Here is a 15,568-nt window from a genome sequence, read left to right on the forward strand (position 1 = left end):
ATTCTACCAGACGGCCACTTCCCATTGACCGTTGACGCGCGCGAAGCCGACCGGTCGGTTCTGGGGCGTGGCGTTCGCCCGGGTCACATCCATCGTGAGCTGCGTCATGCACGTCACGCCGGGTCCAACACCGCCCGGCGAGCAATCACCGAGCTTGAGTGTCGCATTTGCGAGCGACGTCCCCGTGAAGGGGCGATGGCGGCGGACGGCTGCGATGGCCTCTTCTTCCGTCGGCTGAGCCACGCCCGCGACCGCAGCGGCCGATGCGTCGCCCGGTGCGATCACCGGGCGGAGCGCAAAGCCCGCCCCGAAGCCCACAACGAGGCAGCCCGCGGCACGATGCCGATCACACTTCCCTTCATCACCGTCTCCTTCCGGAACCTCACTTGGTCGGGCGGACATGCGTCCCCGATCGCCAGGGTCGCCGTCCGCCATGTGTTAGATGAAGGAGTGTAGTGGCGCGCGGCCCGCTTCGGAAGGCCGCGCGATCAGGCGTTCATGCGGCGCGTCAGAGCGAGAGGTTTGCCGGGACGGGTTCGAGCCGGCCCGGTCGAGAGAGAGCGCCGCCGGTTCGTCCCGATCCGCTCTCCGGAGAACCCCCATGCCCGACACCAACCCCAGCACTGACGATTCCGCGGCGCGCGCCGTGGCAATCGTACCGGAGGGTCGCCGGATGGGCTTCCTGCCGCTGCTCTTCGGCCGTGAGCACGTCCTGGTGGCGGAGATGACCGTCTATCACCTGATGGGACGCCTGAGCCCGCTCGATTATCGTGGCGGTCTCTGGGACTTCTATGAGCGCGGCGGGAGGCCGCTCTACCTCGCGCCGACCTCTAAGCCCCGCTTTCAGATCGTCTGCGACACTAACGGCTATGAGGGCGAGGTATCGGCCGACGCCGCGGGCATCATCGCGACGCTGTTCGCCTTCTCCCATCTCTCCTTCAAATATCCGATCGACGCGATGTCGGAAGGATATGGCCGCCTCTACGACTACGCCGCGGACCATCTGGAAGCCGCCGAGATCTTCCAGGCGATCGACTGAAATTTGCCCTCTCCCTCAGCGCCCGGCCTCACGGTCGGGCGTTTTTTTATGTCGGCTGATCAGAGGAAGAGGACGGCCGGGACGGGTCGAGTCCGGGCGGTTGAGAGAGAGCGCCGTCCGGGTTTGTCCCTTCCGCTCTCCCGAGGTTCCTCCATGAACATTCTGTCTCCCGTGGCCCTTCCGGCCGCGCCCGTCACCCCCGCGTCCTCGATCCTCAACGTAGCGCTACAGCTTCTCGATCATCTAGAGCGCGGCCAGCGTATCGACGCCGCGATCCTCCGTGCAGCGATGGAAGAAGCCTTCGGCGCATCCGACACCAGCGGCGCCTGGAACTGGAAGGCCGCCTATGAGGCGTGCGAGGTCGCGACAGTCCTCTTCCTGCGCAAATACGGAAAGGCGCTTTTCCGTAAGGCCGCGTCTCCGGCTTCACGGCTTTCCGCTCTCGCGAAGATCGCCGAACTCCTGCCGACGCATACGCGGCGCTCGGAAGAATCGCAGGCGCTCCAGCAGTTCTCGACGCCGGCGCCGCTCGGTCTCGCCGCCGTGGCGGCCGCCTCCATTGCTGCTGGCGACATCGTGCTGGAGCCGTCTGCTGGCACGGGTCTTCTCGCCATCCTGGCCGAGATATCAGGCGGAACGCTCCTCCTCAACGAGCTGGCCGAGACCCGAGCTGATCTGCTCGCTGCGCTGTTTCCGGCTGTCGCCGTCATGCGCTTCGACGCTGCCCAGATCAATGATCATCTCGCGACTGGATCCGTCCCCTCCGTCGTGCTGATGAATCCGCCATTCTCTGCCATGGCAAACGTCACCGGCCGCGTGGCCGATACAGTCTATCGCCATGTCGCTTCCGCGCTGGCCCGGCTCTCCGATGGCGGGCGGCTGGTGGCGATCACTGGTGCCAACTTCAGCCCCGACCATCCGGCTTGGGCTGCGGCCTTCATCCGGCTTCAGGAGCGTGGCCGCGTCGTCTTCACAGCGGCTGTGGACGGCTCGGTCTATGCCAAGCACGGCACGACCATCGACACCCGGCTGACAGTCATCGACAAGCTGCCGGCCGACGATCAGGCTACGTTTCCCCCTTCGCCAGGCACCGCGCCCGACGTCGCCACGCTGCTCGGCTGGATCGAGGCGCAAGTTCCACCGCGCCAGACTGCGGCCCTCCCGCCAGCGGCGGCCCTGGCACCCGCCGCGACGCCCCGGACCGTTCGCGGATATCTCGCGCGCACCACTGCTGCACGTCCCGCCACGCCCGCGTCCATCGAGCCCGAAGGCGTCGAACTCGCCTATGAAACCGTGGACTGGACGCCCGCCGAAGACGGCCGGATCACCGATGCAATTTATGAAGAATACCGATTGCAGGCGATCCTTATTCCCGGGGCGCAGGCCCATCCGACCAAGCTGGTGCAATCCGTGGCGATGGCCTCGGTCGCGCCGCCGAAGCCCAGCTATCGGCCCCGGCTGCCCGCCAACATCGTCCCAGATGGTCTTCTTTCCGATGCTCAGCTCGAAACCGTCATCTACGCCGGCGAGGCGCATTCCGACTTCCTCGCGGGATCATGGACGCTCGATGAGGCCTTCGACGTCGTCTCGGCCGCGCCCGACGATGCGCCGAACGCCGTGCGCTTCCGCCGGGGCTTCATGCTTGGCGACGGCACCGGCGCTGGCAAGGGTCGCCAGTCGGCTGGCATCATCCTCGACAACTGGATGCAGGGCCGCCACAAGGCGGTGTGGATCTCCAAATCCGACAAGCTGCTGGAGGATGCCCAGCGCGACTGGTCCGCCCTCGGCATGGAGCGGCTGCTGGTCACGCCGCTGTCGCGCTTCCCGCAGGGCAAGGACATCACGCTCTCGGAAGCCGTCCTATTTACCACCTATGCCACGCTACGGTCCGACGATCGCGGCGAGAAGCTTTCCCGCGTCAAGCAGATCGTCGAATGGTTGGGCTCCGACTTCGATGGAGTGATCATTTTCGACGAGAGCCACGCCATGCAGAACGCCGCTGGTGGAAAGGGCGAACGCGGCGACGTCGCCGCCTCGCAGCAGGGCCGTGCGGGCCTCCGGCTCCAGCACGCCCTGCCGAACGCGCGTGTCGTCTATGTCTCAGCGACCGGCGCGACCACCGTCCACAATCTCGCCTACGCCCAGCGCCTCGGTCTCTGGGGCGGCGAGGACTTCCCGTTTTCGACCCGCGCCGAATTCGTCGAGGCGATCGAGGACGGCGGCGTGGCGGCGATGGAGGTGCTGGCCCGCGACCTGCGCTCGCTCGGGCTCTACACGGCCCGGTCGCTCTCCTACGACGGCGTCGAATACGAACTGGTCGAGCACCAGCTCACCCCCGAGCAGACCGGCATCTACGACGCCTATGCCGGCGCCTTCGCTGTCATCCATAACAATCTCGACGCGGCGATGCAGGCCGCCAACATCACCGGCGACGGCGGCACGCTGAACCGCCAGGCCAAGTCCGCGGCGCGCTCAGCCTTCGAATCCGCCAAGCAGCGGTTCTTCGGCCATCTGCTGACCTCGATGAAGACGCCAACCCTGATCCGCTCGATCGAGCAGGACCTGATCGACGGCCATGCCGCCGTGATCCAGATCGTGTCGACCGGCGAAGCCCTGATGGAGCGCCGCCTGGCGGAAATCCCCACCGAGGAATGGAACGACGTCCGGGTGGACATCACTCCGCGCGAATACGTTCTGGATTACCTCGCCCATTCCTTTCCGGTGCAGCTCTACGAGCCGTTCACCGACAGCGAGGGCAATCTGTCGTCGCGACCGGTGTTTCGCGACGGCCAGCCGGTCGAGAGCCGTGACGCTGTTGCCCGTCGAGACCGTTTGATCGAGAGGCTCGCTTCGCTGCCACCGGTCCCCGGCGCGCTCGACCAGATTGTCCAGCGCTTCGGAACCGATGTCGTAGCGGAGGTGACGGGACGTTCGCGGCGCATTGTTCGCAAGACCAGTCCCGGCGGCATTGACCGCCTCGCCGTGGAGAACCGTGCCGTCTCGGCCAATCTGGCCGAGACCCAAGCGTTCATGGACGATCAAAAACGCATCCTGATCTTCTCCGACGCCGGCGGCACCGGGCGCAGCTACCATGCTGACCTGTCGGCGCGGAACCAGCGACTGCGCGTCCACTACCTGCTGGAGCCGGGGTGGAAGGCCGACGCCGCCATTCAGGGCCTGGGCCGCACCAACCGGACTAACCAGGCGCAGCCGCCGCTGTTCCGGCCAATCTCGACCGACGTGAAGGCGGAAAAGCGCTTCCTCTCGACCATCGCCCGCCGCCTCGACACCCTGGGCGCGATCACGCGCGGCCAGCGCCAGACCGGCGGCCAGGGCTTGTTCCGGCCCGAAGACAATCTGGAAAGCCACTACGCCCGCGACGCCCTGCGGCAACTCTACCTGCTGCTGGTGCGCGGCAAGGTCGACGGCTGCTCGCTCCAGATGTTCGAGGATGCCACCGGCCTCTCGCTGATGGATTCCACCGGCATCAAGGACGAACTGCCGCCGATCACCACCTTTCTCAACCGGCTGCTTGCGCTGACCATCGAACTTCAGGGCGTCCTGTTCACGGCGTTCGAGCGGCTGCTGAACGCCAAGATCGAAGGCGCTATCGCTTCCGGCAGCTACGACGTCGGGCTGGAGACGCTGCAGGCCGAGAGCTTCATCGTCACCGACCGCCGAACGATCCACGTTCATCCTGGCACCGGGGCCGAGGCCCGGCTGCTGACCATCAACCAGCGCCAGCGCAACCGTCCCGTGACGCTGGCCGAGGCGCTCGACCATCTCGATGACGCAGGCGCGAAGCTGCTGGTCAACGAGCGTTCGGGCCGCGCCGCCGTGCAGATACCAACCACCAGCATCATGCTGGACGATGGCGAGATCGAACGGCGCGTGCGGCTGATCCGGCCCATGGAGGCGCACAACATCCCCATCAAGATGATGGACGAGACCCATTGGGTCGACGCGGATCGGGCTGGCTTCACAGCGGCCTGGAATGCCGAGGCCGCCGAGGTGCCGGAATATGCCGATAGCACCATCCATGTCGTCAGCGGGCTCTTGCTGCCGATCTGGAAGCGGCTGCCGAACGAGTCGACGCGGGTCTATCGACTCCAGACAGATGACGGCGAGCGCATCGTTGGCCGCCGCGTCTCCCCGGCATGGGTGGCCGGCGCGCTCGCGGCTGGCACGTCAACCCTGACGCCCGACTACGCGTTCATGGCGCTGATGGACGGCAAGACCATCCTCGATCTGACCGAGGGTCTCCAGCTTCGCCGCGTCCGGGTCATGGGCGCCAACCGCATCGAACTGTCGGGCTTCACCGACGCCATGCGCGATCGCCTGCGGGCATATGGCCTATTCCACGAAATCATCTCGTGGAAGCTGCGAATGTTTGTGCCGACCGATACGACCGGGGCGACCATCCTCGCCAAGGTGCTGGAGCGCTATCCCGTCGAGCGTATCGGCGAGCGGGAGGCGGCGTGATGGCACGGCAGGACGCCTCCGAACTGGCAATCCGTCTCGGCCGGCAGGCCGAGGCGGTGTGCCGCCACTACCTCTCTGCCGGTCATCGGGAGGGCCGCTATTGGCTGGTCGGCGATGTGCGCAACACGCCCGGCCGCTCGATGTTCGTGCGGCTAAAGGGCGGCGAAACCGGCAAGGGCACCGCCGGCAAATGGACCGACGCCGCCACCGGCGAGCATGGCGATCTCCTCGACGTCATCCGCGAGAGCTGCGGCCTGGTCGACTTCAAGGACGTCGCCGATGAGGCGCGCGCCTTCCTGTCGATGCCGCATCCCGAGCCGGACCGCCGGCATGATGGCGAACGCAAAGCACCAGCGCCGATCGGATCGCCGGAAGCAGCGCGGCGGCTCGTCGGGATGTCGCAGCCGATTTTGGGCACTGTCGTGGAAACGTATCTACGGAACCGTGCGATTACGGCTTTGCACGGAACCGGAAGCCTGCGTTTTCATCCCAGGTGCTATTATCGGCCCGACGAGTATTCCCCGACGGAGACCTGGCCGGCGATGATCGCATCGGTCACCGATCTCGCCGAGCATCAGACCGGCGCGCATCGCACCTGGCTCGCCCCTGACGGCTCGGACAAGGCCCCGATCGACACACCGAGACGGGCGATGGGCGACCTCCTGGGACACGCCGTTCGCTTCGGTGTGGCGGGCGAAGTGATGGCGGCGGGCGAAGGCATAGAGACGATGCTGTCGCTCAGAATGGCGCTGCCCACTATGCCGATGGCGGCGGCGCTCTCGGCGGCGCATCTCTCGGCCATCCTGTTCCCCGACACGCTGCGCCGGCTCTACATCGCCCGCGACAATGATCCGGCCGGCGACGGTGCGATGACGACCTTGATCGAACGGGCGAACGCCGCCGGGATCGAGGCGGTCGTGGTGTCTCCGCGCCTGGGCGACTTCAACGAGGATCTCCGCCTGGCTGGTCTGGACAGCCTCCGGGCAGCGGCCCGGGTGCAGATCGCGCCCCAGGACGTCGCACGCTTCATGGCGCTGGCGGCATAGGCCGACAGGAGAATGCAGACGGCGGGAGCGCCGTCGTCGGCGTCGCTCGGATGATCTTGATGTCGGAGAGAACCGCGCCCCGGCCTTCGAGAGGGCGATCGGCCAGCAAACGGCCTGGACCCGCAATGCCTGCGGCGGACTATTTTCCGGCGGCCCTGCGGGCCTTTCCATCGCGAGGCAAAATAGCCCGCCTTCGTCATCCTCCGCTGTGCTCCGGCCCTCCGCCTCGCTGCGGGTGCAGGTCCGGCCCGCCCGCCGGCTTTCGTCGCCATGAAGGCCGCGAGGGTCGCGGTCGAACCGACGGAGCATCCCGATGAGCGAGCACGACGACTACGAACCGCACCACGCCTCTTCACCCACCGACCATGTCCTCAGCGAACTCCAGCTTTACGGCTACCGTCCCTTCACGGATGAACCCGATCCCCGACCGCTTCCGGAAGGCGACCATGTCGCCGGCGCCATCGCCGACATCTTTGACGCCCTGATCGTCACCCTTGAGGACACCCGCCTCGAGCCCGACCTCGACGATCTCCTCTGGTCGACGGTCAACGTCTTCCACCGAGCCACCGACCGGATCGAGCGCGAGCTGGACGACAACGAGCAGGCGCAGCGCCGCGGCCAGCGCGAACAGGACGGCAGCGAAGTGAAGGCCGTCGAGCTGGAACGCCTGACGGCCGAGGGCCAGACCATGATCGAACGCCGCAACGCCTTCGAGCTGATGCGCGACCAGGCCGCCGAGCACTACGAGCGCCACACCGGATCGAACTGGCGACCGCGCAGCGGATCGATGGTCAACCACCGCAACCTGACCTCGGCGATGATCGACAGCCGCGACTTCCTCGCCGCCAAGAAGCGCGCCGACAATCAGGTGCTACTACCTGCCGGTGCAAAGATCGCCTTTACCGGTGGGCTCGACTTCAACGATCACCACCTGATCTGGGCCAAGCTCGATCAGGTCCACGCCAAGCACCCCGACATGGTGCTGCTGCACGGCAAGTCGCCGAAGGGCGCCGAGAAGATCGCGGCCAAATGGGCCGACGCCCGCAAGGTGCCGCAGGTCGGCTTCGCCCCCGACTGGACGAAACACGCCAAGGCCGCACCGTTCAAGCGCAACGATCAGATGCTGGACGTCCTGCCGATCGGGGTCATCGTCTTCCCTGGCACCGGCATTCAGGACAATCTCGCCGACAAGGCGAGGAAGCTCGGCATCCCGCTGTTCGACTTCCGCCCGAAGGGAGGTGGCGCGTGAGCGCTGCCTCTCACAGCATCTCGGGTCGAAACAGCGATCTGCGGCTGATGACCTTGCCGGACACCACGAACACGCCATCGCCGGTGTAATGCAGCGTCTCGGGATGCTTTGGCGACGTGGCGACATGCACCTTCACCACCTCGAAGATGAAGAAATTGTACTTGTCGACCAGCGCGTCGTCGTGAAGGCGGCATTCGAAGCTGGCATGGCATTCGCCGATCAACGGCGCATCGACCTTGCTCGCCTCTTGCCGCGTGAGATTGAACTTGGCGAACTTGTCGATCTCGGCCCCCGACGTGTTGCCGATCCCCACCACGGTATCGGTCAGCGCCGTCGTCGGCAGGTTCACCACGCATTCCCGGCTTTCGCGGATCATGTGGTGGCTGTGATTGCCGCCGGAGATCATCAGGCCGACCAGAGACGGCGAGAATTCCAGGATCGTGTGCCAACCGAGCGTCATGATGTTGGTCGCGCCCTGCCACTTTGATGACACCAGCACGATCGGACCGGGCTCCAGATAGCGCCGCACCTGGCTGACGGGGAAGTCGGTCTTCTCAGGCACCTTCGGCATGGGCATTCTCTTCGACAACTGCGCTTTGCATGATCATACCCGGCCATGTCGGCAGCATCACGACCGGCAGCATGGCGGCGATGCTTTGGCGCGAAAGCATTGAACGGGCGTTTCCATGGTGGCCCCGGTCATGGCGGAAAACCATCCCCCGCTTCCAATGCGCTGATCCTTGGTCCAGCCGCTGGCCTGACGCCATCAACCCGTAAAGGGTCGGACTACGCAAAGCGTGCCGCCGCTCCGGCTTCGCCTGCGCGGTGATCGCGGCCATCGGCCGGACACATCGGGCGCCTGTCGCGCGGGAGATGGTCTCCCGCCTCCAAGACAGGAGCCGGTCAGATGTCCCTCAATCAAGCTCACGCCTTCGCCTTCAGCCTCGCTACCAGCCTCATGGTCACCATCGTCATCTTCCAGGCCGGCGACGGCACCATGGGCGTCATGCCGGCCGGCGAATATGACGGCGAACTCGCCGCCATCGTTCACGAGATCGATCCCTTCGCCCGCTGACCGCGGGCAAGGCGTCGCGACTGCAAGCGGGAATCCTACGGGATTTCCGCTCCCGTCCCGCCTTCTCTTCGGCTATACTGGCAACGCGCCGTGGTGGTGGTGGAGGCGCGACCGTCAGACCTCTATCTCACGGAGAACACCACCATGGTTTTCATCGGCATCCTCTCCAGCATCGTGGCGATCGGCGCCCTGTGCTGGCTTCTATTCACACTGGCTGTCTTCGCGCTTCCGTTCTTCGCGGGCGTCAGTGCCGGGACTTGGGCCTTCCAGACCGGCGCCGGTTGGCTCGGGGCAATCCTCGTCGGCCTCGCCGCCGCCGCACTGACGCTCGGCCTCGGGCAGTTCCTGCTCGCCTTCATCCGTCCGCTCTGGATACGGCTCGCGATCGCACTCGCTTTCGTCGCGCCTGCGGCGCTCGCCGGCTACCATGCGACACATGGCATCGTGAAACACACCATGCCCTCCGACACCTGGCAGATCATCTTCTCCGTCATCGGCGCAGTCGCCGTTGGTGTCACGGCGCTGATTCGGGTGACAGCAATGGCCGCGCCCGGGCCAACCGGGCAGAACGTCGCGCGCGCCTGACATCGTTGCCGGCGGCGGCAGGACGGTGGGTTGATGTCTTACGTGTCGCGCTCTTCGTCGGCAGGGTCGTTCGCAATCGCGTTGATCGGATCAACGGCTAACCCAACTGACGCGCCATGCCCTCGGTGACGGTGGTGGGGGCAATGCCCTGACGGCGCGCCCAACGACGGTGCGAGTGCTGAGAGGGGGCGATCGCGTGGGCGACGGGCAGGAGCCGGCGGAACGGAGCGTCCGCCGGAGCTGGTTTGAACCGCGGTGTCAGGCGTCGTCACGGTCCATCGGTCCGGGGCGGTCGCCGCGTTCTCCTGTGATGCCGTCTCTGTCAGGTCGACCGCTCCAAAACGGCCTCTTCAATGGGCTGATCTGGCCGAAGGTCGGCTGCGCCTCGATCGCCTATGCCGCAACAGCGGCGTCGAAACTTTCTTCCCCTGCCGGCTGCGCCGTCATTCCTCGCGAGCCAAGAAAGCCCCTCCTTTGCTGTCAGGCCCCTGCGGGGTGCGCCGTCAATCGCCTCCGGCCTGTCGATCGCCATCGAGGCCGCAATGGTGCGGGCTCGGAACAGAGTTCAAGGAGAACTACCATGGCGACCATCGGCACCTTCAAGAAGACCGGCAACAACGAGTACACCGGCGAAATCGTCACCCTCAGCCTGCAGACCAAGAACGTCCGCATCGTCTCCGAGGCCCGCGCTACCGGAGAGAACGCCCCCAGCCACCGCGTCTTCGTCGGCCGCGCCGAGATCGGCGCCGCCTGGTCCAAGACCTCCAACGAGGGGCGCGCCTATCTGGGCCTGAAGCTCGACGATCCCAGCTTCAATGCCCCGATCTACGCCAACCTCTTCGACGACGAGGAAGGCGAAGGCTTCAGCCTCATCTGGTCCCGCCCTAGCGGCCGCCGCAACGGCGAGTAAGGCCAGCGCGACGCCCCGCCCGGACAATCCGGGCGGGGCCAAACGCCTGACGGTGGAACGAATCACCTCTGGTTCTGGACACCGGAATCGCGCCCGCTAAAGCCAGAACCGCTGGTCTTTTCCAGTAAGAACGACTATTATAGCCGTAGTTCTGGCGTACGCGTAGGTCCGAGTGGGAGGTGATCATGCATGATCACCGCCCGACAATCACGGGCCGCACGCGCGTTGCTCGGCTGGACACAGGAGACGCTCGCTGACAAGGCCCGGGTATCACTGACCGCGTTGAAGCGCCTTGAATCCGACAGCGGGCTCGAGGTGTATGAATCAACACGCGATCAGGTCCGTCGAGCCTTTGAAGGCGGTGGCATCGTCCTGCTCAACTCCGGCCAAAGCGTGGGAGTGATGCTGGTTGGTGACAAGGACAACCCTTGACGACTTTTTCGGGCGAACCCGCCCGACCATCCTGATTTTGCGTCAAACCGCGGCGGTGTGGCGCGGGATATCATTACGGTTAACAAACTGCTCCAAATTGGATACGAATGACTCGTGGGGCTCATTGTGACCAACGCAGAATATCTGGACGAACCGCCGCTCGGCGCGGCGCTCACCGCCTATGACCAGGCGCATCTGAAGCTGTACCTGAGGCTGCTCGACGCCGAGGCGGACGGTGCGACCTGGGAGGAAGTCGTCGAGCTTCTCTTCGGCCTCGATCCCGCAGCGGACCCCAACCGTGCAGCGAAAATTCATGCCGCCCACCTCGCTCGCGCGAAATGGATGACCGAGAACGGCTTTTGCGAGCTTCTCGGCCCCCGCCTCCATTGAGGTGATGCAGAACCTGCATCACGTTGATCCGACTTCGTTCTTCCCACGCCACGCTCAACTTGGGATCGTGACCGCTGCTTGACTCGCGTTGCGTCATAATTTCGCGGAGGCGGTGGAGGATGTCCGAAGATGAAAGTTGGCGGTCTGAGACCGCCTACAACTATATCGACAATCTAACTCCGGGTGACCTTGCCTGGGAATTTCTGCGCCGAAACCCCGACTACCGGAAAGCCTATCGGGAGCTTGTGTCCAGCGGCCGACTCTCACTCGAAACGGCCGAAGAATTTGCGAACCTATGGGGGTTGCGATTTCGGCGCCGACCCGCTCATCGCGGCTCATGCCCAGCAGATTTTTTGGACCCCTCAAGTCGATCCGTCGGCAATAATGTTCGCCGCAGGTCCGCGCCCTGAAGGGTTTTCCATCACTGCCGACGAGTTACGCCTCCGTACCATATTCCAGCACGACCCTGCTCATCTCAGGCTCGATATCCGCGGCGAGCAGTATGACGTCACGCTCGCAGACCCGCAGGACGAGAACCCGCTCGCGGCGATGGTCATGTTCGATGACCTCACACCGGATCGACAGACCGCGCTGACCCGGTTCTGGAGCGCGATCAAAGGCAAGCGCGTCCCGAACGACCCTCGAATGACGCCGCAACGCCGCGAGCGCGCGCGCCAAATGCTGCGTGCGGTCGATGGACGTCGTGCCGGCGCGACATATCGATCGATCGGGCAGGTTCTGTTCCCTGGTCATAAAATCGACGCCGCCTCCTGGGCCGGGGACGCGCTGCGCGAAATCACGATCCGGCTGGCGCGCGACGGCGTGAAACTCGTTGAAGGCGGCTACCGCTCCCTCCTGCGCCGACCCCGCCGATCATAGCCCGCCATCGACCGCCTGCGGCGTGTCGAAACTAGATTCCTATCTCCGACATCGTCCGACCCACCGCTTTCACGCCACCGTGCTCTCGAACCGCCGCCTGACGGCAGCGGCCCCCGATGAGACCACGGAGGCTCGACAATGGCCGATACGACCGCCGGCATCCCGCCACGCTACCTGCGCACGCAGGAGGCCGCTCGCTTCCTCGGACTGTCCGAGCGCACACTGGAGAAGCACCGCACCTACGGCACCGGCCCGTCTTACAGGAAGCTCGGCGGCCGAGTCGTCTACGCCATAGAGGATCTCCAGACGTGGGCCGATCGCGGCCTCGTCAATTCGACCTCTGATCCGCGCGGCACGGTGCTCCCCGCCAAGCGGCAGGAGCCGTCGGATCGCCGCTTCGCCGGCCGCCAGCCGCGCTGAGACGACACGCCATGTCGTCCCGTCACACACAGCACGACGAGCGTGCGCAGCTCGATCTGTTCCGGGCGCTGCCCGGCGATCTCGCGCCGCGCGACGCGCAGGACCTCATGGCCTATCCGTTCTTCTCGCTTGCCAAGTCGAAGCGCCTGACGCCGATCGACTTCAAGGCGGGTTCGGTGAAAATCCGTGTCGAAGCCGTGCCCGAGCACGGCATGGCGACGATCTGGGACGCGGACGTTCTGATCTGGGCGGCCTCGCAAATCGTCGAGGCCCGTGACGTCGGCCTGCGCCCGTCACGCCTGATGGCGACCACGCCTTACGAGATTCTGAACTTCATTGGACGCGGTGTCTCGCTGCGCGATTACGACCGGCTTAAGGCCGCGCTCGACCGCCTCCAGTCCACCACCATAGCGACCTCAATCCGCCAGCCGACCGAGCGGCGGATGCACCGCTTCTCCTGGATCAACGAATGGAAGGAGCGAGCCGATCACCGCGGCCGCCCGCTCGGGCTCGAACTGATCGTACCCGACTGGTTCTACGCGGCTGTCCTCGATGATGCGCTCGTCCTCACGATCGACCGCAACTATTTCAGGCTGACCGGCGGCCTGGAGCGCTGGCTCTACCGCCTCGTGCGCAAGCATGGCGGCAAGCAGGAATACGGCTGGAGCTTCGACTTTCCGCATCTGCACGCGAAGTCCGGCAGTCTCTCGCCGCTCAAGCATTTCGCCTACGACCTGCGCGACATCGTCCGCCGCCAGCCGCTGCCGGGCTATCGGCTGACCATCGAGCAGTGCCTCGGCGGCCCCGAAATCCTGTCCTTCGTACCCACCGATCCCGACGCGCTCGGCATCCCGCGCCGCCGTCGCCGCTCGACAACTCGACCTGGGGATAAGCTGTGAATCATCTCGTGCTATCAGGGACCGGCGCTATCGTGCCATCGGGGACCGGACTCTCGTGCTATCGGGGACCGGAATCGTCGATTCATCGCGCTGAATCAGCAGCTTGCGAGCACCGTAACTTATCTAACCTAGATTCCTACGGAATCTTTCTAACGCAAACGCGTTTTTCGACCGCTGTGGACGAGTCCCCGATCGCCGGGAGACCGTCATGATCGTCGCGTTCCTCAACCAGAAGGGCGGCGTCGGAAAGACGACGCTCGCCCTCCACCTAGCCGGTGAATGGGCTCGGCACGGGCAGCGCGTCACGCTGATCGACGCCGACCCACAGGGATCGGCGCTCGACTGGTCACAGCAGCGCGGCCGGGAGGGATTGGAGCGGCTGTTCGGTGTTGTTGGCCTGGCCCGCGACACGCTCCACCGCGAAGCGCCGGAGCTGGCGCGCGACGTCGATCATGTCGTCATCGACGGACCGCCGCGTGTCGCCGGTCTGATGCGTTCGGCGCTGCTCGCCGCCGATCTTGTGCTGATCCCGGTGCAGCCTTCGCCGCTTGATGGCTGGGCGTCGGCCGAGATGCTGACGCTACTCGGCGAAGCGCGGATTTACCGGCCGGAACTCAAGGCGCGGTTCGTGCTGAATCGATGCGCAGCCCGCACGGTGCTTGCCAGAGAAACCGCCGAGACGCTCGCCGACCACGACCCGCCGCCACTCCTGACCACCATCGGTCAGCGCATCGCTTTCGCCGATGTCGTGCAGACCGGACGGCTCGCAGCCGAACAGGACGATACATCGCCCGCCGCGCGCGAGATCGCCGCGCTCGCTGCCGAAGTCACGAGGATCGGGGCATGAGCGAGCAGTCCTCGAAACGCCGCTTCGCGTCCCGCCCTGCCGATCCGGAAAGCTGGATCAAGGCGCCGGACCGTCCGTCGCCGCGCGCGGAGGCCGCCGCCGATTTCACCGCCAGGCTGACGATCGACGTCACCGCCGACATGCGCGGCCGGATCAAGATCGCCGCCTTCCAGCGCGGGCAGACCGTCGCCGACATGCTGCGCGCCCTGTTCGAGCGCGAGTTCCCGACCAGCGAAGGAGAGCCACGATGATCGGTGTCGCCGATCCGTCGCTGCGCAGCGGCTTGCCGCCCGCGCTCGCGGCCGATGCTCTGACCCATGTCGAGTTGACGTGGGTCGAGAAGAAGATCGAATTCTGGATCAGGTTCGGTCGCGAGACCGCCGAACAGATTCTCGACCGCCGCCAGCGCGTCGTGTCGTTCGCGCCGGACAGCGTTTTCGCCTTCGTTCGCTGGACCTCCAACGACTACGGCACCGCACTTTCTCGGCTCGACATCGTGCGCGCCGTCGGTGCGGGCGAGCGCTGCCAGACCCTGCCATTCGTGCGCCCCGGCGGCGACATCCTTTTGCGCGCCGATGGCTGGCCGAAGGTCGAGCGCGTCCTCCAGCTCATTGATGCCATCGAGGCGCGGGGCATCGGTGCGATCGACGTTTCGCCCGATCACTGGCGGCACGTCCACAACCGTCTGGCGGTCGGTGAAGCACCGCGCGCCTACGACGCACAGCAGCATCGCGCCTTCCTCCTGCGCCGGAGGATCATGCCATGAGCCGCTTTGGATACGTCATGACGACGTACTTCGCAGTGATGCTGATGGGCATCCTGTCGATCGTGTCGTTCGCGCCGAAGCTCATCTGGAATGCCTCCGCGAGCACGCCGATCGGCCTCTATGCGATCAGCGCCAGCGACGGATTGGAAGCAACCGACCTCGTCGCCGTAGCGGCGCCGGAGCCAATCGCCACGTTCCTTGCCGATGGCGGATATCTGCCGCGCGGCGTGCCGCTGCTGAAGCGAGTCGCGGGCTTGCCCGGTCAACGTGTGTGCCGAACCGGCCACACGATCACCGTCGATGGCCAGGCCATCGGCGATGCGCTCGACCGCGACCGGCGGGGCCGCGAACTCCCGATCTGGCAGGGATGCCGCGTCATCGCCGACGACGAACTGTTCCTGATGAACTGGCAGGTCCGCGACAGTCTCGACGGGCGTTACTTCGGCCCGCTCCCCGCCAGCTCGGTCATCGGCCGGGCCACCCCCCTCTACACTGACGAGGACGGCGATGACCGCTTCGTCTGGCGCGCGCCGACGCGGTGACGGCACG

19 protein-coding genes are annotated in these 15,568 nt (G+C 65.7%); 17 read left to right on the forward strand and 2 right to left on the reverse strand.

What is annotated here, in order from left to right; translation table 11 throughout:
- Positions 1–3 precede the first annotated feature (3 nt).
- Positions 4–243, reverse strand: coding sequence for a hypothetical protein (locus AKG12_RS16270; protein ID WP_285277750.1), 240 nt, complete (start codon positions 241–243; stop codon positions 4–6).
- Positions 244–601: 358 nt separating this feature from the next.
- Between AKG12_RS16270 and AKG12_RS16275 the strand changes: the two genes are divergently transcribed.
- The 4 genes from AKG12_RS16275 (at position 602) to AKG12_RS16290 (ending at position 7,816) form a co-directional block, all read left to right on the forward strand.
- Positions 602–1,039 carry an antirestriction protein gene (locus tag AKG12_RS16275; protein ID WP_052819638.1) on the forward strand — a complete coding sequence of 146 codons (438 nt, stop codon included), beginning with the start codon at positions 602–604 and terminating at the stop codon, positions 1,037–1,039.
- Between the two features lie 153 nt (positions 1,040–1,192).
- Positions 1,193–5,521 (forward strand): strawberry notch family protein, encoded by a 4,329-nt coding sequence (locus tag AKG12_RS16280; RefSeq protein WP_052819639.1) that lies wholly within the window; start codon positions 1,193–1,195, stop codon positions 5,519–5,521.
- A complete protein-coding gene (locus AKG12_RS16285; RefSeq protein WP_052819640.1) occupies positions 5,521–6,567 on the forward strand; it encodes a DUF7146 domain-containing protein in 1,047 nt (348 codons plus the stop codon). The genes AKG12_RS16280 and AKG12_RS16285 overlap by 1 nt, the downstream gene beginning before the upstream one ends.
- A gap of 313 nt (positions 6,568–6,880) precedes the next feature.
- On the forward strand, positions 6,881–7,816 hold the full coding sequence (locus AKG12_RS16290; protein ID WP_052819641.1) for a DUF2493 domain-containing protein: 936 nt from the start codon (positions 6,881–6,883) through the stop codon (positions 7,814–7,816).
- A gap of 10 nt (positions 7,817–7,826) precedes the next feature.
- Here AKG12_RS16290 and AKG12_RS16295 read toward each other — a convergent pair whose 3' ends face one another.
- Positions 7,827–8,387, reverse strand: coding sequence for a flavin reductase family protein (locus AKG12_RS16295; RefSeq protein WP_052819642.1), 561 nt, complete (start codon positions 8,385–8,387; stop codon positions 7,827–7,829).
- Positions 8,388–8,723: 336 nt separating this feature from the next.
- Between AKG12_RS16295 and AKG12_RS30750 the strand changes: the two genes are divergently transcribed.
- The 13 genes from AKG12_RS30750 to AKG12_RS16350 all read left to right on the forward strand — a co-directional run bounded on the left by AKG12_RS30750 (position 8,724) and on the right by AKG12_RS16350 (position 15,561).
- Entirely contained in the window at positions 8,724–8,891 is a 168-nt protein-coding gene (locus AKG12_RS30750; protein ID WP_197283329.1) for a hypothetical protein, read from the forward strand.
- Between the two features lie 144 nt (positions 8,892–9,035).
- Complete coding sequence (locus AKG12_RS16300) at positions 9,036–9,476, forward strand: hypothetical protein (protein WP_052819643.1); 441 nt, start codon at positions 9,036–9,038, stop codon at positions 9,474–9,476.
- Between the two features lie 580 nt (positions 9,477–10,056).
- On the forward strand, positions 10,057–10,386 hold the full coding sequence (locus AKG12_RS16305) for a DUF736 domain-containing protein (RefSeq protein WP_018429585.1): 330 nt from the start codon (positions 10,057–10,059) through the stop codon (positions 10,384–10,386).
- A 189-nt stretch (positions 10,387–10,575) separates the two neighbouring features.
- Positions 10,576–10,818, forward strand: coding sequence for a helix-turn-helix domain-containing protein (locus AKG12_RS16310; protein ID WP_026227536.1), 243 nt, complete (start codon positions 10,576–10,578; stop codon positions 10,816–10,818).
- Between the two features lie 126 nt (positions 10,819–10,944).
- A complete protein-coding gene (locus AKG12_RS16315; RefSeq protein ID WP_108609713.1) occupies positions 10,945–11,208 on the forward strand; it encodes a DNA -binding domain-containing protein in 264 nt (87 codons plus the stop codon).
- A gap of 119 nt (positions 11,209–11,327) precedes the next feature.
- Positions 11,328–11,618, forward strand: a complete 291-nt coding sequence (locus AKG12_RS31290; protein ID WP_350640215.1) for a transcriptional regulator domain-containing protein — start codon at positions 11,328–11,330, stop codon at positions 11,616–11,618.
- Positions 11,593–12,087 carry a DUF2285 domain-containing protein gene (locus tag AKG12_RS16320; RefSeq protein WP_052819644.1) on the forward strand — a complete coding sequence of 165 codons (495 nt, stop codon included), beginning with the start codon at positions 11,593–11,595 and terminating at the stop codon, positions 12,085–12,087. Before AKG12_RS31290 ends, AKG12_RS16320 begins: the two co-directional genes overlap by 26 nt.
- A 138-nt stretch (positions 12,088–12,225) precedes the next feature.
- Positions 12,226–12,507, forward strand: coding sequence for a helix-turn-helix transcriptional regulator (locus AKG12_RS16325; protein WP_052819645.1), 282 nt, complete (start codon positions 12,226–12,228; stop codon positions 12,505–12,507).
- 11 nt (positions 12,508–12,518) lie between these two features.
- A complete protein-coding gene (locus AKG12_RS16330; RefSeq protein ID WP_052819646.1) occupies positions 12,519–13,406 on the forward strand; it encodes a replication initiator protein A in 888 nt (295 codons plus the stop codon).
- A gap of 208 nt (positions 13,407–13,614) precedes the next feature.
- Positions 13,615–14,253 (forward strand): ParA family partition ATPase, encoded by a 639-nt coding sequence (gene parA / locus AKG12_RS16335; RefSeq protein ID WP_052819647.1) that lies wholly within the window; start codon positions 13,615–13,617, stop codon positions 14,251–14,253.
- A complete protein-coding gene (locus tag AKG12_RS16340) occupies positions 14,250–14,504 on the forward strand; it encodes a hypothetical protein (protein WP_052819648.1) in 255 nt (84 codons plus the stop codon). Before parA ends, AKG12_RS16340 begins: the two co-directional genes overlap by 4 nt.
- A complete protein-coding gene (locus AKG12_RS16345; protein ID WP_052819649.1) occupies positions 14,501–15,019 on the forward strand; it encodes a DUF2840 domain-containing protein in 519 nt (172 codons plus the stop codon). Before AKG12_RS16340 ends, AKG12_RS16345 begins: the two co-directional genes overlap by 4 nt.
- Positions 15,016–15,561, forward strand: coding sequence for a S26 family signal peptidase (locus AKG12_RS16350; protein ID WP_052819650.1), 546 nt, complete (start codon positions 15,016–15,018; stop codon positions 15,559–15,561). Before AKG12_RS16345 ends, AKG12_RS16350 begins: the two co-directional genes overlap by 4 nt.
- Positions 15,562–15,568 lie beyond the last annotated feature (7 nt).

Source organism: Agrobacterium sp. SUL3 (genome assembly GCF_001263295.1).
Lineage (GTDB): Bacteria > Pseudomonadota > Alphaproteobacteria > Rhizobiales > Rhizobiaceae > Agrobacterium > Agrobacterium tomkonis.